Consider the following 20,202-nt stretch of genomic DNA (forward strand, 5'->3'; position numbering starts at 1 on the left):
CCGATGGCCAGCCTCTTCATCTCCGACCTGCATCTGCAACCGGAAAACCCCAGCGTAACGGCGGCGTTCCGGCGCTTTCTCGATGAGACCGCGAGCCAGGCCGAAGCGCTCTACATTCTGGGCGACCTGTTCGATGACTGGGTCGGCGATGACGATGACAACCCCTTCTATCTGGCCGTGCTCGACGACCTGCGGCGGCTGCACGATCGCGGCGTTGCCCTGTTCTTTCTGCATGGCAATCGCGATTTTCTGATCGGTGCCGGTTTTGCCAGCACCACCGGCGCCACCCTGCTGCCCGACCCGGTTCGGATCGAACTGCACGGCCATGCGCTGCTGCTGGCCCACGGCGACGGCTTCTGCACCCAGGATCAGGAGTACATGGCGTTTCGCCAGCTGCTGCGCGATCCGCAGTGGCAGCGGCAGGCGCTGGAGAAACCGCTGGCCGAGCGGCGTGCCATCGCTGCCCAGCTCCACCAGATCAGCCAAGAGCGCAACCAGCAGAAGGCGAGCGAGATCATGGATGTCTCACCGGACGAGGTGGTCAGGGTGATGGAAGAGAATCGGGCCAGCTTGCTGATTCATGGCCACACCCACCGGCCGGACATCCACCCGCTCCGGCTGGCGCATGGCGATGCAGTGCGGCTGGTATTGGGCGACTGGGCGCGCTCGGGCTGGTTCGCCCGGCTCGATGAGTCGGGCTACTGGCTGATCGACTTCCCGATCACCGCCTGATCCGGCGACAGTGGCACACCGCTGTGAAAGCGCAATTGCGCTGACTCACGCTCGATCAGACGACGCTCCTGCTGCAGGAACTCCTCGACACGCGCCTCGATCGGCTCGCCGGCATGCTGGCGGGCCAGATCGAGATAGTCCTGATAGTGCCGCGCCTCGGAACGCAGCAGCGAACGGTAGAAGTGGCCCAGCTCAGCATCGAGGTGGGGGGCCAGGCGGGCAAAGCGTTCGCAGGAGCGCGCTTCGATCACCGCACCCACGATCAGCAGGTCAACCAGTCGCCCCGGCTCCTGCCGTCGCACGCCCTGATGCAGCAGTGCGGCATAGTCACCAGCCGGCAGATGCTGGTAGTGGATGCCACGCTGCGTCATCAGCGCCAGCACCTGTTCGAAGTGCAGCAGCTCCTCACGTGCCAACTGCGCCATCTTGCTCATCAGCTGCGGATGCTCGACATAACGGAACAGCAGATTGAGCGCGCTCGAAGCGGCTTTCTTTTCGCAGTTGGCATGGTCGATCAGCAGAAGGTCGAGCTGCCCGGTGGCGGCATCGATCCAGCGTTGCGGGGTCGGACAGTGGAGCCAACGGTTGATCCGATCGATCTGGCTGCTGCGCTTTTCCAAAGCCATTCCAGCGATTGAGCAATGACGAAGGCGATCTGAGGTGGAAAATGGGGTGGGCGATGGGGATTGAACCCACGACCACAGGAATCACAATCCTGTGCTCTACCAACTGAGCTACGCCCACCATAGAACTGCAATCCGCGTGGCACGCCCGGCAGGAATCGAACCTGCAACCTACGGCTTAGAAGGCCGTTGCTCTATCCGATTGAGCTACAGGCGCTCCTGACACGGACCTCTGCGGAAAATTGGTCGGGGTAGAGAGATTTGAACTCCCGACATCCTGCTCCCAAAGCAGGCGCGCTACCAGACTGCGCTATACCCCGAAACTCAACGCTTGCCGATCGTTGAAGAGCGCGAATCATACGCAGCGACCCCTGTTGCGTCAATGCCGGACAAAACAGCGTCAACCCGATCGACTTGCCATCTGCACAGTGGGAGGATAGCCGCTGACCAGCGGCAATTTGAGGCTGACATCGATGACAACACCCCCCGACACCCCGACGGTGGCGCTCTTCGTCACCTGTCTGGTCGACCTGTTCCGCCCCAGCGTGGCCCATGCCGCAATCGAACTGCTCGAAGCCGCCGGTTGCCGGGTCGAGGTGCCCAGCGCACAGACCTGCTGCGGTCAACCAGCGTTCAATGCCGGCGACCGCCGCACCGCACGCCGGCTGGCCAGCCAGCTGCTGGAGGCCTTTGCCGGCTACGACCATGTGGTGGCCCCCTCCGGCTCCTGCATCGGCATGTGGAGACAGTTTCCGGATCTGTTTGCCGAGGATGATCCGCGTCACCAGCAGGCACTACAGCGACAGCAGAGCTGCCACGAACTGTCGCAGTTTCTGGTCGAAGTGCGCGGCTATCGTCCACCGCCGCTGGATGGCGCGCCCACCTTCACCTATCACGACAGCTGCGCCGGCCTGCGCGAACTGGGCATTCGCACGCAGCCACGACAACTGCTGGCCGAGCGCGGTGCGACCCTGGTCGAGATGCCGAACGCAGAGGTCTGCTGCGGTTTTGGAGGCACCTTCTGCAACAAGTTCGACACCATTTCCAACCAGATGGTGAGCCACAAGGTCGAGGCCGCCGTGGCCTCGACCGCGCCGCTGCTGCTGGCAGGCGATCTGGGCTGCCTGCTCAACATCGCCGGCAAGGTGCGGCGCGAAGGTGTCGCGCTGGAGTGCCGTCATTTTGCCGAGGTGCTGGCCGACCAACTGCATCGGCCGGCCATCGGCCAACCGCAACCGGAGTAAGAGGATGCAGAACCACAGCCATGAGTTCGACAACCTGATCGGCCGGGCGCTCGATGACACGCAGCTCCGCCAGTCGCTCAGCCTGCTGCGCTTCGGCCTGTCGTTCACCCGCAGCCGCGCCATGGCCGAACTGCCGGAGTTCGACCAATTGCGTGACCAGGCCGTGGCGATCAAAAATCACACGCTGAACCATCTCGATTTCTATCTCGAACGGCTCGAGCAGCAGGTCAAGGCGGCCGGCGGTGAGGTCTGCTGGGCGGTCGATGCCGCGGCGGCCAGTCAGACCATCCTCGACCTCTGCCGACGCCACGGCGTGCGCAACGTCACCAAGGGCAAGTCGATGATGACCGAGGAGATCGACCTCAATGCCCGCCTGGAGGCCGCCGGCATCCAGGTCAAGGAGACCGACCTCGGCGAATATGTGCTGCAACTGCGCGACGAAGCCCCCAGCCACATCGTCGGGCCGGCGATTCACCTCACCGTCGATCAGGTGGCCGACACCTTCCACCAGCATCACCGTGCCCACGGCTTCGAAGCGCGCACCACCGAAATTCCGCAGATGATGCGCGAGGCGCGTACCGTGCTGCGCAAGCATTTTCTCGAAGCCGACATGGGCATCACCGGCGCCAACTTTCTGATCGCCGAACAGGGCAGCGCGATGATCGTCACCAACGAGGGCAATGGTGACCTGACCGCCGTGCTGCCACGGGTCCACGTGGTGGTGGCCGGCATCGACAAGGTGGTGCCGACGCTGGAGGATGCCTCGACCCTGCTGCGGCTGCTGACCCGTTCGGCCACCGGCCAGGAGTGCGCGGTCTACACCACCTTTTTCACCGGCGCCAAACGCAGTGGCGACACCGACGGTCCCGAGGCCTTCTATCTGGTGCTGGTCGACAACGGCCGCAGCCAGATGCTCGGCAGCGAACTGAAGGAAATGCTGCGCTGCATCCGCTGCGGGGCCTGCATGAACCACTGCCCGGTCTACGGCGAAATTGGCGGGCAGGCCTACGGCTCGGTCTACCCCGGCCCGATGGGCGCCGTGCTGACGCCGGCACTGGTGGGCCTCGAACGGGCCCATCGCCTGCCGAATGCCTCGACCTTCTGCGGCAAGTGCGAAGAGGTCTGCCCGGTCAGAATCCCGCTGCCCAAGCTGATGCGCCACTGGCGCGAGCAGGGTTTCGAGCGCCAGCTCGAACCGCTGTCGTTCCGCTTCGGCCTGTCGCTCTGGAGCTGGGTGGCGCGCCATCCGCCGCTCTACCGGCTGCTCACCTCGCTCAGTGTCAAGCTGCTGAACCGCCTGGGCCGCCGGCAGGGCTATCTGCGCCGCCTGCCACTCGGCCGCGGCTGGCTGGCCTGGCGCGACCTGCCGGCGCCACAACAGCAGACCTTCTTTGCCTCGTGGGAGGCCAAACAGAACCGCGGCCGAGGAGCGTCCGATGTCTGACCGTTTACAGATTCTGACCAACATCCGCCGCAGTCTGGGCCGCGATGCGCTGGCACCAGCGCAGCAGCAGCCGCTCGAAGCGGCACTGGCCGCACCCCAGCCCAATCTGATTCCGGCACAGACCCGCCTCAACGGCGCCGCACTGCTGGAACGCTTCGTCACCAAGGCCGAAGCAGCACTGGCCTCGGTGCAGCGGCTCGGCAACCTGGATGAACTGCCCGCCGCCATCGAGGCATACCTGCGCCAGCATCAGTTGCCCGCCGCGCTGACCGTGCCCGAATCGGGCCTGGCCGCCCTGCTCGGACCCCAGCCACTGCCCTTTGCACTGCTGCAACGCCCGGCGCGCAACGGCGATGCCGCCTGCCTGACCGGCTGCTTTGCCGCCATGGCCGAGACCGGCAGCGTGGTGCTGCGCTCCGGCGCCGAACTGCCGATCGGCAGCGGCTACCTGCCCGACAGCCATCTGGTGCTGCTGCGCAGTGAACAGATCGTCGACTGCTACGAGAGCCTGTGGCGCAAGGTGCGCGCCGAACTCGGCACGATGCCACGCAGCCTCAACTGGATCACCGGCCCGTCACGCAGTGCCGACATCGGCATGAGCATGCAGATGGGCGCCCACGGTCCGATCCGCCTGCACCTTCTGCTGCTGGAGTCGCCATGAGTCTGCACGACGCCCTGACCCGGCAGATTCAGCACCTGCTGCCCGGCGGCCGCATCACCCTCTGCCGCCCGCCGCTCTGCCGAGACATCGGCCTCTATCTGCTCGACGACCAGTGGCTGAGCGAGGGGCTGGCGCCGGAGATCGCCCAGGGCCTGATGGATGAACCGCCCTACTGGACGCTCTGCTGGGCCAGCGGCCATGCGCTGGCCCACTTCATTCTGCAACAACCGCACTGGGCGCGGGGCAAGCGGGTGCTCGACTTCGGTGCCGGCTCCGGCGTCGTCGCCATCGCCGCCGCCCTGGCCGGCGCCGCACGGGTCTATGCCTGCGACATCGATCCGCTGGCGCAGCTGGCGATCCGCACCAATGCCGAGTTCAACGGCGTCGCGGTCGAACCGATCACCACCCTCGATGAACTGCCGGAGCCGATCGATCTGGTGACTGCCGCCGATGTGCTCTACGACCTGCAGAACCATGCGCTCTTTCCACGGCTGATGCAGCTTGGCGAAGCGTTGCTGCTGGCCGATTCGCGCTTCAAGCAGCCGCCCACCGCCGGGTTTGAGCTGATCGACCAACTCGAAGTGCCGCCCTGGCCCGATGTCGACAGCTTCGCCGACTTCAACCGGGTGCGCCTCTATCGCCATCAGCGCGCTGGCGTCGGCCACTCAACTCCAGCCGTCACAAGGGGATGACGCCAATGCTGATCTTCAGACAACTGTTCGACCAGGAATCCTCGACCTACAGCTACCTGCTGGGCGACAGCACCGCCGGTGAGGCGATCCTGATCGACCCGGTGTTCGAGCAGTACCGCCGCGACCGCGCGCTGCTCGATGAACTCGGCCTGCGGCTGGTGCAGGTCATCGACACCCACTGTCATGCCGACCATGTCACCGCCGCCTGGCTGTTCAAGCAGCAGACCGGCGCCCAGATCGGCATCAGCGCCCACAGCGGCGTCGAGGGGGCCGACCGCCCACTGCGACATGGCGACCAGATCCGCTTCGGCAGCCGCTTCGTCTCGGTTCGTGAGACCCCCGGCCACACCGACGGCTGCCTGACCTATGTGCTCGATGACGAACGCATGGCCTTCACCGGCGATGCACTGCTGGTGCGAGGCTGTGGCCGCACCGACTTCCAGCAGGGCGATGCCCGGACCATGTACCGCTCGATCAAGACCCAGATCTTCTCGCTGCCCGACACCACCCTGCTCTACCCCGCCCACGACTACCGCGGCATCACCGTCACCACCGTCGCCGAAGAGCGACAGTTCAACCCACGACTGGGCGGCCACATCAGCGAAGATGACTTCGTCGGCTACATGCACAACCTCGGCCTGCCCCATCCCCGACAGATCGACATCGCCGTGCCGGCCAACCTGCGCTGCGGCCGGCCGCAAGATGACAGCGCGCCGGACCAGGGCCCGACCTGGGCGCCACTGCTCTACACCTTCAGCGGCATCTGGGAGATCGACCCGCAGTGGCTCGAAGAGCATCTGCGCGCCGTGCAGATCATCGACGTGCGCGAACCCGATGAATTCACCGGTCCACTCGGCCACATTCCCGGTGCCCGCTCGATTCCGCTCGGTCAACTGGCCGAGCGGGTTGCCGAGATCGACCGCAACACGCCGGTAGTCACCGTCTGCCGCGCCGGCGGACGGTCGGCCCAGGCCACCGTCATCCTGCGCCGCGCCGGCATCGATCAGGCGGCCAACCTGGCTGGCGGCATGCTGCGCTGGCGCTCGCGTGGCTTCAGCGTGGTGGGTGGGTTCAGGGATTGAACGGCGGAGTCGAGCAACGCGGCATCGTGCAGCAATGCACCGAAAAGACGACCGCTTTCTTTGGCGTATCGATCCCAGCTGAAACGGATTGAGCTTCCCCCGAAATTTCGTCTTCCAAGGAGAATTGCAAAGAATTGGGGACACAAAGAATTGGGGACAGACCCAAAGAATTGCAAAGAATTGGGGACAGACCACGGTTTCCCGTTACGGTTTTCTGCCAAAACGGAGCGGAAACCAGGAAACCGTGGTCTGTCCCCAATTCCCGCCACCTCCGCTCCGCAGGTGATCTCCGTTGGCTCTACTAGGCTGGATTTCTCTAAGTGAACAGTATTGGGTCTGTCCCCGATTCTTGCCCGATTCTTGCTGACCGGCACGCCAGCCGGCGTCACCGCGCTGCAACCGGGCGACCAGTTGCGGTTGACTTGGCCCAGTACCAGTGGCAGGACGAGGTGGCGGCAGGCTGAGGCTTGTTATCCTTGGCTGCACGCCCTTTGCTTGCCGCTCACCTCGTGCGGCCGATGATCGCACCGGAAAAAGAGAAATCAGAGCGCGGAAATGGCGACAGACCATGGTTCATTCAATATCGCAGTTTGGAAAGCGCCTTGATCAAGAATGGGAAACCGTGGTCTGTCCCCGATTCTCTTCCAGAGCCAGCACTAATGCTTGCTCCCTTATCACACATCAGCATTCTCGTACTCTCCTTTGCGCGCTAACGTGGGCTTGAGCTGCGCTGGAGCGCGTAGCGCGGAGGCGTCAGCTCGAAGCGTTGGTTAGGCCTCACCGCTCCTGCCTCACATGAGGCATTAGGAAGGCCATGAAGTCCGCCTTGCCGAGCGGGACGCCTAGCTTTCTAAAGATCGCGTATGTCGTGGTGATATGGAAGTAGAAATTAGGGAGCAGATAATCGCTCACGTACAGTCGCGCGGTTGTCTCGCAGTATAGTCCCGGCCCAAGCGATGTGTGCTTGACCTCGTCCAACTTCGAATCGCTTACGTCGACCGTCCGAAGTAGCGCTCTGGTTTGCGCTATATAGGAGCGAGCGATAGTAATTGACGATACAGTAGGGTCCAAGTTCTCCGTAGGTAGGCCGGAACACCACTGGGTAAAGCCAAGGGGTTGGTTGCATGCAAAGGCAATTTGGGTTCCCAAAGGGAACATGTCAGGCGCTAATCGTTCCAGCAGCGACACATCAATATCGGAAAGATGCTTCTCCGCTACATCGAGTATGTGAGCAAGTGTTTCTAGGCGCGTTTCGAATATGCGCTTGATGTCGGCAATTTCTGTGCGTCCCATTCGGCCCTCTCTCAGTTCTCTCATGATGCCTAACGCCTGAATTAAGCCGCGCCGCGAAGCGGCGTCGGCTTGAATGAATTGTTAAACATCAGCCCGCACCCCTACCTCTTGCCCAATTGACCAACTTCTTGATGTCAATACCAAGTCCAGCGAAATTAGGTTCGAGAATCAATGCATCGACGATAGCGCCATGCTCACCCTTGCGCTGCTCTCGAACTATGGTGAAGTCTTTGATCGCATGGCCTTGCTTGATGTCATGAAAGATCTTCTCTAAGAGCACGACCACATCGTTTGGGCTTTTGCATATGTCTCTGATCTTAAGAAAAATAAGAGAATCTTTGATCTCCTCAAATGGCTTCCGATTCTCTGGTTTTTCCTCAAGCGGCCCTGGGTCTTGCGAATTAATGAAGTATTGAGGATGAATTGTTGTTATAAGAAGTGCTGGTAGCACCATGCCTGGATTCTGACCATTTATCTTTACCCAAGAAAGAACTTCGGAGCCGAAATGACTATCCGGAAGACCTTTGACCATGACAGCGTCATTCTGAGAGCAGAACGTTGCGATTCGCTCAGCGTTTGCTTTCAGGGTGTTTGAGATTGGCTCATCCCAGTTGTAGTAGTCGAGCACATAGATGTAGTAAGAGCGTGACTCTGAGAGCGGGATCTCAGATACGGAGTTTACGTAGAGCCCCATCGAATCTTCCCCTGATGTCTAACGTAGAGCTAACCGGCGCTGCGCGGCTTTATCGCGCAGCGTCCAGCGACCAAAGGGAGCGAGGTTGAGCGCCATGTTGGGCATGCACTAGTTCTTACTTTTTCTTGCGCTACACAATGTCGTTGAGAGACCGCGATTCAATTTTATTTCTGTGCCCGCCTTAACGTAGCAAGCAATGGTCTTTTCCGAATTTACCGAACCGGCGCAGAGTTCAACGGCGATGCCGCGAATAATGCCTTCATCTATTTTGGAAATGAGTCCATAGCACTTTGCGGGCTCGGGCGTCCATGCTCCGGAGCAAAGCTCAGTCCCCGACCCGATATTGATCTCAGGGTCTATTTTGGTGACATCGTTCAAACAGTCGATTGGGTCATAAGCGAACGCGGCAGTACTGTAAACCATTGCGAAAGTAAGACAAATAGCGCTTAGAGCTCCGGTTCTGGGCATTTATCGTTCCCTCCTTATTTGCATGCCCAACTATAAATGGACACCCCAAAAGGTGGCTTGTTTTACACCTTGCGGGTGTCTAATATTTTGCCGGGCAAGGCTATACCGAGGTTAAGCGTCATGTCAAACGTGGTAGTACACCCCAAAATGATTGTCGACCACGCCTCCGGCGGGGCATCCAAGCCGAAGCTGCTGGATGAGGTACGGCCCACATCCCGTATTTTGGGGACAGACCACGGTTTCCCGTTACGGTTTTCTGCCAAAACGGAGCGGAAACCAGGAAACCGTGGTCTGACTCCAATTCAATTTCTTCAACTGTTGCACTTGAAGCTTGAAACCGCCCTTCGTGACAACCCCGTTCGAAACTGATATTCATATTTGATTTCGTTTTATTTCATATATGGCAATCAAACATGACGCTGACATTCATCGCTTCACTTTCTGCGGCCGGTCTGTTCCTTGGCATGCTGACGCTTTTTGAAGCGGGCAGGTCCGTTGGCAGAATGCGACTGATGCGCGACCCGGACGGCGCCGCGACCAGTGCCGGACCGGCCGAAGCCGCGGTATTCGGCTTGCTCGGCCTGCTCCTGGCCTTCACATTCTCGGGTGCCGCATCGAGATTTGAAGTCCGACGACACTTGGTCACCGAAGAAGCCAACGCGATCGGAACGGCCTACCTGCGGATCGACCTGCTGCCGAGCGACGCGCAGCCGGAAATGCGGCAGTTGTTTCGTCGCTATCTTGACGATCGGGTAGAGAGTCATCGGCACCCTGAGGACGCGACTGCCACTCAAGCACGATCATCCGACGCAACGGCTTTGCAGGCACGGATCTGGGCGATGGCCATATCTGCGAGCCAACGAGATGCCTCCGGGAATGCGGCGAAGGTCCTGCTCCCCGCGTTGAACGAGATGTTCGACATCACGACGACCAGAGTCATGGCAACGGAGAATCATCCGCCACGCGTCATCTTTGTTCTGCTCGCAGGCTTGAGCCTCGTCAGTTCCCTGCTTGTCGGCTACGTCACGAGCGCGACCAAGACGCGAAACTGGACTCCATTGCTGATTCTGGCCGCAACCCTGTCTCTCACCTTTTATGTGATCCTCGATCTTGAGTTTCCACGCCAGGGCATGATCCGCGTTGACGCGACAGACCACATTCTTGCCGAACTCCGGAAAACCATGCGGTGAGTTTGCATTGCGTGCGCCAAAAACTGTTTGCCCGTCCGCCAGCCAAAAGCCGATGATCGAGTCTGAGCGCGTTTCCTTTTCGATCCTGTTTCCCCGTTTTTCCCTGCTCTGATCGGCCGGAGAGTGACTGGCAAGCCAAAGGCATCAATGCCCGCCTGGAGCCGCCATTCGATCTGGAGCAATTGCACCATCTGACGACGCCGTGACACGGTGATCGAACCTCATCTTTGCGCATACGGAGCATGACTACTCTCTTTATAATGGCCCGCTTCATCCCAATGTGTGCCAAGAATGGAAAATCTCACGAGCGGTCTGCATTTTCTGCTGTCGATGTCCATCGCCGCGCTGCTGGTCTTCATCACGGTACTGATCCACTACGAAGCGATGCGGCTGACCTCCGCATTGCTGCCGCGCCTGCGAATCCGCCCCCGATTGCGCATTCTGGTGGTGATCTTCGGCATCTTTCTCGCACACAGCATCAGCGTCTGGCTGTTTGCCATCGTCTACCACTTTTTGAGCGGCCACTTCGGCCTGGGTGAGTTCGGCGGCGATGCGCCGAAACAGATCTACGATTTCGTCTATTTTTCTGCGGTCACCTACACCTCGCTCGGTTTCGGTGATGTCTATCCGCTGCAGTATCTGCGACTGATCGCCGGTGTGGAGGCTCTGACCGGGCTGGTCATGATCGGCTGGAGCGCCTCGTTCACCTACCTGATGATGGAGCGCTTCTGGTCGGACCACGGTCGACACAAAGGTGGCAAATAGCGAACGCTCAAGCAAAAAAAGCCCGGCACATGGCCGGGCTTTTACCGCGATTGACCCAATCAGGCCAGTGCGAAGCAGGGCAGCTTCTCTTCACCTGCGGTGGGCTTCATCACCAGCTTGACGCGCTTGCCGATGGCAATGTCATCAAAATTGCTGTCGACGATGTGCGACATCATCGTCGGGCCTTCATCGAGCGTGATGTAGGCCAGACAGTAGGGAATCGGCGCACGGCGCATCACACTGTAGGTGTAGAGGGTACCAGCGCCCTTCGACTCGACCCAGACCGTCTTGTCACTGAAGCAGTAGGGGCACAGCGACCGCGGGTAGTAGTGGAACTTGCCACAGTCGTTGCACTTCTTCAGCAGAAAGGTGCCGTTTTTGGTGGCATTCCAGAAATGCTCGGTCTCCTGATTGACGACCGGGGCTTCGTATTTCATCTCGCTCATTATTATTCGCTCCCAAGAATAACGGTTGCACTGCCCATGCGGGTGCCAATCGATCCGCCGGTGCCATGGGCCAGCGCGATGTCACAGTTCTTGACCTGCACCTTGGGATGCGCTTCGCCGCGCAGCTGGCGCACGGCCTCGATCACCTTGGTGATGCCACCGCGGTTGGCCGGATGGTTGTTGCACAGACCGCCGCCATCGGTGTTGAACGGCAACTTGCCGACGCCGGAGATCAGGTTGCCATCGCTGACGAACTTGCCACCCTGCCCTTTTTCGCAGAAGCCGAGGTCTTCAAGCGTTTCGAGCACGGTGATGGTGAACGAATCGTAGATGGAGGCGTACTTGATGTCGCGCGGGGTGACACCGGCCTCTTCGAAGGCGCGCGGGCCACTCCAGCGGGCGCCGGTGAAGGTGAGATCAACCCGGCCACCGCTGATGTGCTTGGGTGCTTCACCATGTCCCAGCACCTTGACGCTGTGACGCTTCAGGCTTTTGGCGATTTCCGGGCTGACGATCACCATGGCACCGCCGCCATCGGTGATGACGCAACAGTCGAGACGGTGCAGCGGATCGCTGATGATCGGCGAGTTGAGCACATCCTCGACCGTGACGACATCACGCAACAGGGCATGTTCGTTCCACTGCGCATGGTGCGAGGCAGCCACCTTGATCCAGGCCAACTGCTCGCTGGTGGTGCCAAATTCATGCATATGGCGCATGGCGGCCATGCCATACATGTTGGTGGTGTTGGGCCAGTAGATGTTTTCGAAACCGATCTCGGGCGCATCCTTCGCACCCAGGCGCATGCCGGTGCCCACTGCCATTTTTTCGGAGCGGGGCTTGCCGGCCAGCGTCACCAGTGCAACGCTGCATTTGCCGGCGGCGATGGCCGCAGCCGCGTGACCGACGTGGCAGACGTAGGACGAACCACCAGTCTCGGTGGTGTCGGTGTATTTGAGATCGAGCCCCATGTAATCGGCGATCGAGATCGCGCCAAGGCCCGGGGTGTCTCCGGCGCAAAAGAAGCCGTCGACGTCCGCCTTGGTCAGACCGGCGTCCTCGAGCGCACCCTTGCAGAGTTCGGCATGGATCTGAGCGAGAGACTTGTCGGGCAGATTCCGACCGGGGTGTTCGTAAACCCCCGCGATATAGGCTTTCCCCTTGATACTCATCGAGTGATCACTCCTCATTTATGGCTTTTATTGGATGAACCCCACGTCCAGGTTCGATCTCATCCATGCTCATCCACTGCGATCACAAGAGCTGGAGAGAACCGATACCCGGACCCAAGGTCAGAAAGCGAGAACCCCGTGCCGTGCCATGCCGCGCTGCCAACAGCGCTCTGACGCCACCAGGATCGCTCACCACGCTGGCGAACCGGTCGTGTTTTGTGATTGTATCATTGCATCTCCCTTTTTCTGCCTGTTCCCACCGCAAAGATTCAAGAGCGCCATTCGACCATGCAGACGCTGCCAACCCTCTATATTCCCCATGGCGGCGGCCCCTGCTTCTTCATGGAGTGGACCATGGGCCCTGCCGACACTTGGCACCGCATGGCCGCCTGGCTGAAGGACCTGATCGGCACCCTGCCATTTCGACCCACGGCGGTGGTGGTGATTTCTGGCCATTGGGAAGCACCCGCCTTCACCGTCACCCGCGGCAGCCAGCCGGAACTGATCTATGACTATTACGGCTTTCCACCGCACACCTACCAGCTCGACTATCCTGCTCCAGGCGCTCCTGCCCTGGCGCAACGCATCCAGACACTGCTCGACCTGGCGGCGCTGCCCACGGCCGCCGATGCCAAACGTGGTTTCGACCACGGCGTCTTCATTCCCTTCAAATTGATCCTGCCCGAGGCCGATCTGCCGATCGTGCAATTGTCGCTGCGCGACACGCTCGATGCGGAACAGCATTTGTGCGCCGGCCGGGCACTGGCCGCACTGCGACGGGAGGGGGTTCTGCTGGTCGGCAGCGGCATGAGCTACCACAACATGCGCGGCTTCGGGGATCGGTTCAAACCGGTTTCCGATCTGTTCGATGGTTGGCTGAGCCAAACCTGCGAAGCCGAGCCCGCCACACGCTGGAAACTGCTTGCCGACTGGGGGAGGGCCCCGGCGGCCCGTGCCGCCCATCCGCGCGAGGAGCACCTGCTGCCGTTGATGGTGGTGGCCGGCGCGGCCGAAGCGGAACCCGGCCGCAAAATCTTCACCGACTGCGTGTTGGGTGTGACCGTATCGGCCTTCCAGTTCGGCTAGGGTCGATCGACGCTGCGGTTGAACAGACTCTATTTCAGCGGTTCTTCCAGCTCAGTCAGAGCGCCAACCCAGCCCGGCCGCAGAAGCCGCAACTGACCGAGACAATCAAGTCGATGCGCGCGATGGACATTTCCGTCCAAACTCATCGATGTGAACAGATTCCATTTGCTTTCAATAATGATTCTCGTTTATATTGGGTGCACATTGTGTTCACGCTCTTCGGCGACGTTGTTGATCTCGATAAGGGCCAGCCATGGCAACAGAACCCTCTTCACAAGACCGTCCGACTGCCGCAGTCACGCCTCAACCAGCACCCTCGCCGTTGCGCACGATCAGCAGCGAGGCGCTGCTCGGCGGCGGGACGGAAGTGTTGATCATCCACGGCATGGATGCGTACCGGTTGCGGGTCACGCGGCAGAACCGGCTGATTCTGACCAAATAGCAGTGACACCATGAATGGTACGAACCTGATCCATCCGAGCCTTGCAATGTCCTGGCGGGATGAACCTCGGCAACGGCCTTCGATGACAGGTCTCATCGTGGTGCTGGCCCTGCACCTGGCTGTGCTCTTCGTGCTCTGCCAGCCACGCGCGTCCATACCTCCCGTGCAGCCCGTTCTGCTCAGTGCCACGCTGTTGGCCCCCATGGTGCTTCCTCAACCGGCCATCAGCGCGCCGACCCTGCCCATCGAGCCGCCCAAACCCCAGCTGCAACCCACCCCGCCTCAACCAAAAAAGGTTGTCAGCAGAGTCAAGCCGTCACAGAAGCCGAGCCAGGTCGCTGCACCCAGTGAGACCCCGGCAGTGGCGGAAACCGCTCCGGTGGCGACTGTGCCCGCCGAAGCCACACCTCCGTCACCGCCGATTGCCATCCCGCCGGCTGCAAAATCCGAACTGACGGAGCCGCGTTTCGACGCCGACTATCTCGACAATCCCAAGCCGGCCTACCCCAGCATTTCGCGCCGACTGGGTGAACAGGGGCGAGTGTTGCTGCGTGTGCAGGTGGATGAGCGTGGTCTGGCGCGCGAGGTTGAACTCCACACCAGCAGCGGCCATCCACGGCTCGACACCATCGCGTTGCAAACCGTGCGGCGCTGGAAGTTCGTACCAGCCCGCCTGGGGGAGCAGAAGGTCGCCGCAACGGTTCTGGTACCGATCGTTTTCTCACTCAAGGGTTGAGCATGGAAAATTCTCTCGGCTTTGTTCACTTCGTTGCCAACAGTGATGTCGTTGCTCGTTTCATCCTGCTGCTGATGACGCTGATGTCGATCGGCAGCTGGTATCTGATCGTGACCAAAACGGTGCGGTTGCTGGCAATGCAGCGCAGAGGCCGGACCTTTCTCGACCATTTCTGGCAGGCCGAAAATCTGGATACCCTGACCCGGCTCTGCGACGGAAGCGGCAGCGACGAACCCTTTTCACATCTGCTGAAACATGGCTTTGCCGCCGTCGATCAGTGCAAAAGATCAGGCGAGGCTGCTCGCCTGATCAGCGGTGGCGCGCCGGACGAGTTTCTGATCAGGGCGTTGAAACGCAGCATTGCCCAGAGCAAAAGCCGCATGGAGCAGGGACAGACCTTTCTCGCCACCGTCGCTTCGTCCGCGCCCTTCGTCGGCCTGTTCGGGACGGTGTGGGGCATCTACCACGCCCTGCTGGCCATTGGCATCACCGGTCAGGGCACCCTGGACAAGGTGGCCGGACCGGTCGGCGAGGCACTGATCATGACCGCCATCGGCCTTGCCGTCGCCATTCCCGCCGCAGTGGCCTACAACGTCTTCACCCGTGCCAATCGCAACAGTGTCACGGCGCTGAATGGTTTTGCCGATGACATCTTCAACCTGTTCGCCACTGGCATGGGCATCCGCGGCGAAGCAGCCACCGGGTCCGCATCGGTCGCGAACCAGCCGGCAATTCACACGCTGCGTGTGCAGACCGGTCCATAGAGACAGCCCATGCACTCCGCTTCACCCTTCGAGGAAGATGGCGATTCGGCACTTGCCGAGATCAACATGATTCCGCTGATCGACATCATGCTGGTGCTGCTGGTGATCTTCATCGTCACCGCACCACTGCTGACCCACTCGGTCAAGGTCGATCTGCCCAAGGCATCCTCCACACCGACACTGACGCCCCCGGAGAACATCCAGCTGGCCATCGATGGCGCTGGACAGCTGTTCTGGAATGGTGAAGCCATCGCCGCGCAGGAGCTCGACCTGCGGTTGCAGGCTGCCGCCGCGCGCTCGCCACAGCCGGAGTTGCATCTGCGTGCCGAGCGCACCACTGCCTACGAGAAGGTTGCGGAGGTCATGTCGACCGCCGCCCAGCATGGATTGAACCGAATCGCCTTCGTCACCGAACCCAGGCGCCAGTGAAACCGCTTCATTCCACCCATCGCAGCCAGCCAGAGATGCCTCGAGCCAGCCAGCACACTGTCCATCGAGGAGTCCTCTATGAGCTACATTGAGAAAAAAACCGAGCTGGAGCGAAACCCGGCCACGGTACCGCTGCTGCCGCTTGGCGCGATGATGCTGGCCGGCATGGCCAGCCTGTCGGCCATGGCTGTCGACGACAAGGCCGCTGAAACGGCGCAGCAGTTATCCACGGTCAATGTGGAGGCGGCGGTCGAACAGCCCGATGGTTACCGCGCCACGGCCACCCGTGTCGGCAAGCTCCTGCAAGATCCACACGAAATTCCGCAGGCTGTCACCACCATCACCAACAGCCTGATGGAGGAGCAGCAGGTTGGTTCGCTGCGCGAGGCGCTGCGCAACGTGTCGGGCCTCACCTTCAACGCCGCCGAAGGTGGTCGTTCGGGCGACAACATGAACCTGCGCGGTTTCTACACCTTTGGTGACATGTATCTCGATGGCATTCGCGACACCGCGCAGTACAACCGCGAGACCTTCAACTACGAGCAGATCGATGTGCTGCGCGGCGCCGGGGCGATGCTGTTCGGCCGCGGCCAAGCCGGTGGCGTCATCAATCAGGTCAGCAAGACGCCGCTGCGCAAGGCGCAGTATGAGCTCACCGGCAGTGTCGGTGGCGAGAACTACCGCGAGGCGACCGCCGACCTGAACAAGCCGCTCAGCGAAGACGCGGCACTGCGGGTCAACCTGATGCAGCGCAACGAGGGCAGTTGGCGCAGCAATCCGACCACTGGCAATGAACCGGAGATCGACCGCGAAGGGGTCGGCCTCAGTCTCGGGCTCAATCTCTACAGCGACAACCAGTTCTGGATCAACCACTACTGGCTGAAGATCAACGACAATCCCGATTACGGAATTCCGTTCGATCCGATCACGCGCAAGCCGACCAAGGCTTTCTCGGCCGAAACCTTCTGGGGCACCGATGCCACCTTCGATGAGAGCAACACTCAGATCACCACCCTGGTGAACGAGTACCGCTTCTCACCCGACAGCCAGTTGCGCACGCAACTGCGGCTGGCCGACTACGAACGCAGCTACTGGGCACGCACGCCGAGCCTGACCTCCCCGCCCAATCCGCAGGCGCTGGTGCTCAATGGCAGCGTGGCCAATGGCGGTCCGACCCGCACCGCCGACTATGAGACCGTCACGCTGCAATCGGACTACAGCACCGCCTTCAGTGCACTGGGCATGACGCATCTGTTCCTGACCGGTGTCGAATACCTCAATGAGAACAGCCATCGCACCACGTTGCGCAACCTCGGCGGCACCACTGCCGGCAACCCGCCCTACTACCGCCCCTATGACCCCAATCCAACCGCCGCGCCGGTCAATTTCGACTCGGACTCCTATGCGTTCTATGCCCAGGACACGGTCGAATTCATCCCGCAGTGGAAGTTCACCCTCGGCGTTCGCCGCGATGAGATGGATGCCGATTACAGCAGTCAGACCTCACCTTCGCTCGCCTATGGGGAAAACAGCTATCGCAGCGCGCTTTCGTTTCACCCGACCACCGAAAATCACTACTATCTGAGCTGGAGTGATTCGTTCAGCCCGACCGCCGACCTTTATCAACTCACCGTGACCCCACTGCCGGCCGAACGCAGCGAAGTGGTCGAACTTGGCAGCAAATGGCTCTGGTTCGAGGGTGATCTGGCCTTTCGCGCCGCCCTGTACGAAGCCACCAAGGAGTGGGAGCGCAACACCGATCTCGAATCGACAGCGGCCATCCTGACCAAGGAACGACGCACCCGCGGCCTCGAACTCGAAGCGGCCGGCCGCATCAATGAGCGCTGGGAGATCTTCTCGGGGCTGGCGCTGATGGAGGCCGAAATTCTGGAAGTGGCCGAAAACGTGAATGCCACCACCGGAGCGATCACCGTGGCCAACCCGGCCTATGCCGGCAAACGGCCACGCAACACCCCGCCCTACACCTTCAACCTGTGGAGCAGCTACAAGTTGACGCCGCAATGGAAGATCGGCGGTGGGGTCGAGGCGAAGGGGGAGCGCTACGGTTACAATCCAAGCGGTACCGGTGCGATTCCGACCCTGCCCGGCAGCAGCAAGTTCAACCCCAACACGGCACCGGCCTATGCGCGCTGGGATCTGATGCTCTCCTACGAACAGCCACGCTGGTCGGCACGGCTCAATGTCAAGAACCTGTTCAATCAGCTCTACTATGATGCCCTCTATGACAACGGCGCGTTCACGGTTCCGGGCACACGGCGCATCGCCATTCTGACTGGCGAGCTCAAGTTCTGAGCGGATCAGGCGGCCATGCTCATCACCATCGACAACCTGTTGACCGCCGATGAGCTGGCCACCTCACGCGATCTGCTGGAGCGCGCCCACTGGCGCAGCGGGCTCGAAACCGCCGGCATCCAGGCAGCAGTGACCAAGAACAACCAGCAACTGTCCGAAGGGGCCGAACAGTTGCCGGCACTGCGCCAGATCGTGCTGAATGCGCTCACCCGCAATCCGCTGTTTTTCACTGCGGCACTGCCACTGAAGATTCTGCCACCGCTGTTCAACCGCTATGGCGATCTCACCAACAGCTATGGTTTTCACACCGACAACGCCATGCAGCGCATTGCGCAGCAGCCTGGCCACTATCTGCGCGCCGATCTGTCGGCCACGCTGTTTCTGTCCGATCCCGAACAGTACGACGGCGGCGTACTGACCATCGAGGACACCTTCGGCAACCACGGTTTCAAGCTCGAGGCCGGCAGCCTGCTGCTCTACCCCTCTTCGTCGATCCATGCGGTTTCGGCCGTCACGCGCGGTGAGAGACTCGCCTGTTTTCTGTTCATCCAGAGCATGGTGCGCGACCCTGGCCAGCGCCGCCTGCTCTATGAGATGGACATGGCCTTGCTGACACTGCGCAGCGAGATGGGGGAGTCAGATGCCGTCGTCAGGCTGACCGGCCTCTACCACAACCTGCTGCGCCGCTGGGCGGAGAGCTGAAGTGTCAGCCATCGAGCGGCTCTGCGACTACTTGCCGTTGGCGCGGGCCCGTCTTGGCGAACCGCTCTGGCGTTATTTGCAGGAGGGCAGCAGTGATCAGGCCATCGACGCCAATGCGCGCGCGCTGGCGGCGGTTCGACTGTGGCCACGCCCACTGCGTGATCTGAGCGGTGGCCACACCCGGCTGCAACTCTACGGCCAGCAGTTGGACCATCCGATTCTGCTCGCACCCATCGCCTACCAGAGGCTGTTCCATGCCGATGGGGAGTGTGCCAGTGCCCTGGCCGCCACTGCCCAAGGTGGACAGATGCTGGTCAGCAGTCTGGCCAGCCAACCCTTTGAGCAGATCGCCAAAGCCGGTCACGGCGAACAGGGCCGCCCCTGGTTCCAGCTCTACTGGCAGGGCAACCGGGAACGGACGCTGCGCTTGCTGCAGCGGGCCAGCGCCGCGGGTTTTTCGGTCGTGGTGCTGACCATCGACGCCCCGATCAAACGCAGCAGCTTGCAACTGCCCAATGGGGTCAGCGCCGTCAACCTCGATGCGGTCGCACCACCGGAGCCAGTCGATCCGGCTTTGAGCCGGGTGTTCGATGGCTGGATGAAACAGGCCCCCACCTGGAACGATGTCACCTGGCTGCGTCAGCAGACCAAACTGCCACTGCTGCTCAAGGGCATCACCCATCCGGACGATGCCGATCAGGCGCTGAATCTCGGCTGCGACGGCATCATCGTATCGAACCATGGTGGACGGGTGCTCGATGGTGCGCCGGCCAGCATCGACCTGCTGCCGGCAATCAGCGCGCGCATCGCCGGACGTATGCCGATCTTGTTCGACAGCGGCATCCGCAGTGGCCACGACCTCTTCATCGCCCTCGCGCTCGGCGCCACCGCAGTGCTGATCGGACGCCCTTTCATCTGGGGACTCGCCTGCAATGGCGCCCTGGGTGTTGCCCATGCGGTGCGGCTGCTGCGCGACGAATTGGAGATGACCATGGCATTGACTGGCTGCGCCCAGCTCAGTGAGATTGGACCACACTGCCTGGCCGATCGCGCGGTTGTCCCTTGAGAAAAGTCAGCGTCGAGCCACCCAAAGTTGTCACATAAAAAAAGCGCCGATCCGTTGAAAAAAGGTTGACACGCTCCGCCTCCCGGCTTCGAGTTCATCGATCACGCCATACATTATCGAGCGCGCCATGAGCAACGGATACCTGCGTGGGTCTATAT

Annotated in this window: 21 protein-coding genes and 3 tRNA genes; 16 read left to right on the plus strand and 8 right to left on the minus strand. The window is 61.1% G+C overall.

Annotated features, from left to right (window positions below):
• The first annotated feature begins 3 nt into the window (after positions 1-3).
• Complete coding sequence (locus tag H7A13_06920) at positions 4-732, plus strand: UDP-2,3-diacylglucosamine diphosphatase (protein MCP5333076.1); 729 nt, start codon at positions 4-6, stop codon at positions 730-732.
• Here H7A13_06920 and H7A13_06925 read toward each other — a convergent pair.
• The 4 genes from H7A13_06925 to H7A13_06940 all read right to left on the minus strand — a co-directional run bounded on the left by H7A13_06925 (position 699) and on the right by H7A13_06940 (position 1,675).
• Positions 699-1,358 carry a tRNA-(ms[2]io[6]A)-hydroxylase gene (locus tag H7A13_06925; GenBank protein ID MCP5333077.1) on the minus strand — a complete coding sequence of 220 codons (660 nt, stop codon included), beginning with the start codon at positions 1,356-1,358 and terminating at the stop codon, positions 699-701. The genes H7A13_06920 and H7A13_06925 overlap by 34 nt on opposite strands.
• 42 nt (positions 1,359-1,400) lie before the next feature.
• A tRNA-His gene (locus H7A13_06930) sits at positions 1,401-1,476 on the minus strand.
• A 19-nt stretch (positions 1,477-1,495) separates the two neighbouring features.
• A tRNA-Arg gene (locus H7A13_06935) sits at positions 1,496-1,572 on the minus strand.
• A gap of 26 nt (positions 1,573-1,598) precedes the next feature.
• A tRNA-Pro gene (locus tag H7A13_06940) sits at positions 1,599-1,675 on the minus strand.
• A 153-nt stretch (positions 1,676-1,828) separates the two neighbouring features.
• Here H7A13_06940 and H7A13_06945 point away from each other — a divergent pair.
• The 5 genes from H7A13_06945 to H7A13_06965 are packed head-to-tail and all read left to right on the plus strand — an operon-like array spanning position 1,829 to position 6,478.
• Positions 1,829-2,599: a (Fe-S)-binding protein gene (locus tag H7A13_06945; GenBank protein MCP5333078.1), complete on the plus strand. Its 771-nt coding sequence runs from the start codon at positions 1,829-1,831 to the stop codon at positions 2,597-2,599.
• A gap of 4 nt (positions 2,600-2,603) precedes the next feature.
• Positions 2,604-4,043, plus strand: a complete 1,440-nt coding sequence (locus H7A13_06950; GenBank protein ID MCP5333079.1) for an iron-sulfur cluster-binding protein — start codon at positions 2,604-2,606, stop codon at positions 4,041-4,043.
• On the plus strand, positions 4,036-4,704 hold the full coding sequence (locus H7A13_06955) for an LUD domain-containing protein (GenBank protein ID MCP5333080.1): 669 nt from the start codon (positions 4,036-4,038) through the stop codon (positions 4,702-4,704). Before H7A13_06950 ends, H7A13_06955 begins: the two co-directional genes overlap by 8 nt.
• Positions 4,701-5,396, plus strand: a complete 696-nt coding sequence (locus H7A13_06960) for a 50S ribosomal protein L11 methyltransferase (GenBank protein MCP5333081.1) — start codon at positions 4,701-4,703, stop codon at positions 5,394-5,396. The genes H7A13_06955 and H7A13_06960 overlap by 4 nt, the downstream gene beginning before the upstream one ends.
• 8 nt (positions 5,397-5,404) lie before the next feature.
• Entirely contained in the window at positions 5,405-6,478 is a 1,074-nt protein-coding gene (locus H7A13_06965; protein ID MCP5333082.1) for an MBL fold metallo-hydrolase, read from the plus strand.
• A 777-nt stretch (positions 6,479-7,255) separates the two neighbouring features.
• Here the strand turns inward: H7A13_06965 and H7A13_06970 are convergent.
• Both H7A13_06970 and H7A13_06975 read right to left on the minus strand, forming a co-directional pair.
• On the minus strand, positions 7,256-7,771 hold the full coding sequence (locus H7A13_06970; protein ID MCP5333083.1) for a DUF1993 domain-containing protein: 516 nt from the start codon (positions 7,769-7,771) through the stop codon (positions 7,256-7,258).
• Between the two features lie 88 nt (positions 7,772-7,859).
• The gene (locus H7A13_06975) at positions 7,860-8,465 is read right to left on the minus strand and encodes a hypothetical protein (protein ID MCP5333084.1); all 606 of its coding nucleotides are present in this window, start codon (positions 8,463-8,465) and stop codon (positions 7,860-7,862) included.
• Positions 8,466-9,346: 881 nt separating this feature from the next.
• On the opposite strand from H7A13_06975, the gene H7A13_06980 reads away from it, so the two are divergent.
• Together H7A13_06980 and H7A13_06985 are read left to right on the plus strand one after the other, a co-directional pair.
• Positions 9,347-10,123 carry a DUF4239 domain-containing protein gene (locus H7A13_06980; protein MCP5333085.1) on the plus strand — a complete coding sequence of 259 codons (777 nt, stop codon included), beginning with the start codon at positions 9,347-9,349 and terminating at the stop codon, positions 10,121-10,123.
• 291 nt (positions 10,124-10,414) lie between these two features.
• Complete coding sequence (locus H7A13_06985; GenBank protein ID MCP5333086.1) at positions 10,415-10,888, plus strand: two pore domain potassium channel family protein; 474 nt, start codon at positions 10,415-10,417, stop codon at positions 10,886-10,888.
• 59 nt (positions 10,889-10,947) lie between these two features.
• Here H7A13_06985 and H7A13_06990 read toward each other — a convergent pair whose 3' ends face one another.
• On the minus strand, positions 10,948-11,334 hold the full coding sequence (locus tag H7A13_06990) for a Zn-ribbon domain-containing OB-fold protein (GenBank protein MCP5333087.1): 387 nt from the start codon (positions 11,332-11,334) through the stop codon (positions 10,948-10,950).
• A gap of 2 nt (positions 11,335-11,336) precedes the next feature.
• A complete protein-coding gene (locus H7A13_06995) occupies positions 11,337-12,506 on the minus strand; it encodes a thiolase domain-containing protein (protein MCP5333088.1) in 1,170 nt (389 codons plus the stop codon).
• Between the two features lie 288 nt (positions 12,507-12,794).
• Here H7A13_06995 and H7A13_07000 point away from each other — a divergent pair, with 288 nt between their 5' ends.
• The 8 genes from H7A13_07000 (at position 12,795) to H7A13_07035 (ending at position 20,044) form a co-directional block, all read left to right on the plus strand.
• Positions 12,795-13,592, plus strand: a complete 798-nt coding sequence (locus tag H7A13_07000; GenBank protein ID MCP5333089.1) for a dioxygenase — start codon at positions 12,795-12,797, stop codon at positions 13,590-13,592.
• A gap of 253 nt (positions 13,593-13,845) precedes the next feature.
• The gene (locus H7A13_07005; GenBank protein MCP5333090.1) at positions 13,846-14,034 is read left to right on the plus strand and encodes a hemin uptake protein HemP; all 189 of its coding nucleotides are present in this window, start codon (positions 13,846-13,848) and stop codon (positions 14,032-14,034) included.
• A gap of 46 nt (positions 14,035-14,080) precedes the next feature.
• Positions 14,081-14,770 carry an energy transducer TonB gene (locus tag H7A13_07010; protein ID MCP5333091.1) on the plus strand — a complete coding sequence of 230 codons (690 nt, stop codon included), beginning with the start codon at positions 14,081-14,083 and terminating at the stop codon, positions 14,768-14,770.
• A gap of 2 nt (positions 14,771-14,772) precedes the next feature.
• Entirely contained in the window at positions 14,773-15,534 is a 762-nt protein-coding gene (locus H7A13_07015) for a MotA/TolQ/ExbB proton channel family protein (GenBank protein ID MCP5333092.1), read from the plus strand.
• 9 nt (positions 15,535-15,543) lie between these two features.
• A complete protein-coding gene (locus tag H7A13_07020) occupies positions 15,544-15,963 on the plus strand; it encodes a biopolymer transporter ExbD (protein ID MCP5333093.1) in 420 nt (139 codons plus the stop codon).
• Positions 15,964-16,041: 78 nt separating this feature from the next.
• Positions 16,042-18,276 carry a TonB-dependent siderophore receptor gene (locus H7A13_07025; GenBank protein ID MCP5333094.1) on the plus strand — a complete coding sequence of 745 codons (2,235 nt, stop codon included), beginning with the start codon at positions 16,042-16,044 and terminating at the stop codon, positions 18,274-18,276.
• A gap of 15 nt (positions 18,277-18,291) precedes the next feature.
• The gene (locus tag H7A13_07030; protein MCP5333095.1) at positions 18,292-18,978 is read left to right on the plus strand and encodes a Fe2+-dependent dioxygenase; all 687 of its coding nucleotides are present in this window, start codon (positions 18,292-18,294) and stop codon (positions 18,976-18,978) included.
• A gap of 1 nt (position 18,979) precedes the next feature.
• On the plus strand, positions 18,980-20,044 hold the full coding sequence (locus H7A13_07035) for an alpha-hydroxy-acid oxidizing protein (GenBank protein ID MCP5333096.1): 1,065 nt from the start codon (positions 18,980-18,982) through the stop codon (positions 20,042-20,044).
• Positions 20,045-20,202: the final 158 nt, after the last annotated feature.

Source organism: Pseudomonadales bacterium (assembly GCA_024234215.1).
GTDB lineage: Bacteria > Pseudomonadota > Gammaproteobacteria > Pseudomonadales > UBA5862 > JACKOQ01.

Excerpts from the sequence above, each read along its gene's own strand:
- H7A13_06920 (MCP5333076.1), top strand. The coding sequence starts at position 4 with ATGGCCAGCCTCTTCATCTCCGACCTGCATCTGCAACCGGAAAACCCC.
- H7A13_06925 (MCP5333077.1), bottom strand. The coding sequence starts at position 1,358 with ATGGCTTTGGAAAAGCGCAGCAGCCAGATCGATCGGATCAACCGTTGG.
- H7A13_06945 (MCP5333078.1), top strand. The coding sequence starts at position 1,829 with ATGACAACACCCCCCGACACCCCGACGGTGGCGCTCTTCGTCACCTGT.
- H7A13_06950 (MCP5333079.1), top strand. The coding sequence starts at position 2,604 with ATGCAGAACCACAGCCATGAGTTCGACAACCTGATCGGCCGGGCGCTC.
- H7A13_06955 (MCP5333080.1), top strand. The coding sequence starts at position 4,036 with ATGTCTGACCGTTTACAGATTCTGACCAACATCCGCCGCAGTCTGGGC.
- H7A13_06960 (MCP5333081.1), top strand. The coding sequence starts at position 4,701 with ATGAGTCTGCACGACGCCCTGACCCGGCAGATTCAGCACCTGCTGCCC.
- H7A13_06970 (MCP5333083.1), bottom strand. The coding sequence starts at position 7,771 with ATGGGACGCACAGAAATTGCCGACATCAAGCGCATATTCGAAACGCGC.
- H7A13_06975 (MCP5333084.1), bottom strand. The coding sequence starts at position 8,465 with ATGGGGCTCTACGTAAACTCCGTATCTGAGATCCCGCTCTCAGAGTCA.
- H7A13_06980 (MCP5333085.1), top strand. The coding sequence starts at position 9,347 with ATGACGCTGACATTCATCGCTTCACTTTCTGCGGCCGGTCTGTTCCTT.
- H7A13_06985 (MCP5333086.1), top strand. The coding sequence starts at position 10,415 with ATGGAAAATCTCACGAGCGGTCTGCATTTTCTGCTGTCGATGTCCATC.
- H7A13_06990 (MCP5333087.1), bottom strand. The coding sequence starts at position 11,334 with ATGAGCGAGATGAAATACGAAGCCCCGGTCGTCAATCAGGAGACCGAG.
- H7A13_06995 (MCP5333088.1), bottom strand. The coding sequence starts at position 12,506 with ATGAGTATCAAGGGGAAAGCCTATATCGCGGGGGTTTACGAACACCCC.
- H7A13_07000 (MCP5333089.1), top strand. The coding sequence starts at position 12,795 with ATGCAGACGCTGCCAACCCTCTATATTCCCCATGGCGGCGGCCCCTGC.
- H7A13_07005 (MCP5333090.1), top strand. The coding sequence starts at position 13,846 with ATGGCAACAGAACCCTCTTCACAAGACCGTCCGACTGCCGCAGTCACG.
- H7A13_07010 (MCP5333091.1), top strand. The coding sequence starts at position 14,081 with ATGTCCTGGCGGGATGAACCTCGGCAACGGCCTTCGATGACAGGTCTC.
- H7A13_07015 (MCP5333092.1), top strand. The coding sequence starts at position 14,773 with ATGGAAAATTCTCTCGGCTTTGTTCACTTCGTTGCCAACAGTGATGTC.
- H7A13_07020 (MCP5333093.1), top strand. The coding sequence starts at position 15,544 with ATGCACTCCGCTTCACCCTTCGAGGAAGATGGCGATTCGGCACTTGCC.
- H7A13_07025 (MCP5333094.1), top strand. The coding sequence starts at position 16,042 with ATGAGCTACATTGAGAAAAAAACCGAGCTGGAGCGAAACCCGGCCACG.
- H7A13_07030 (MCP5333095.1), top strand. The coding sequence starts at position 18,292 with ATGCTCATCACCATCGACAACCTGTTGACCGCCGATGAGCTGGCCACC.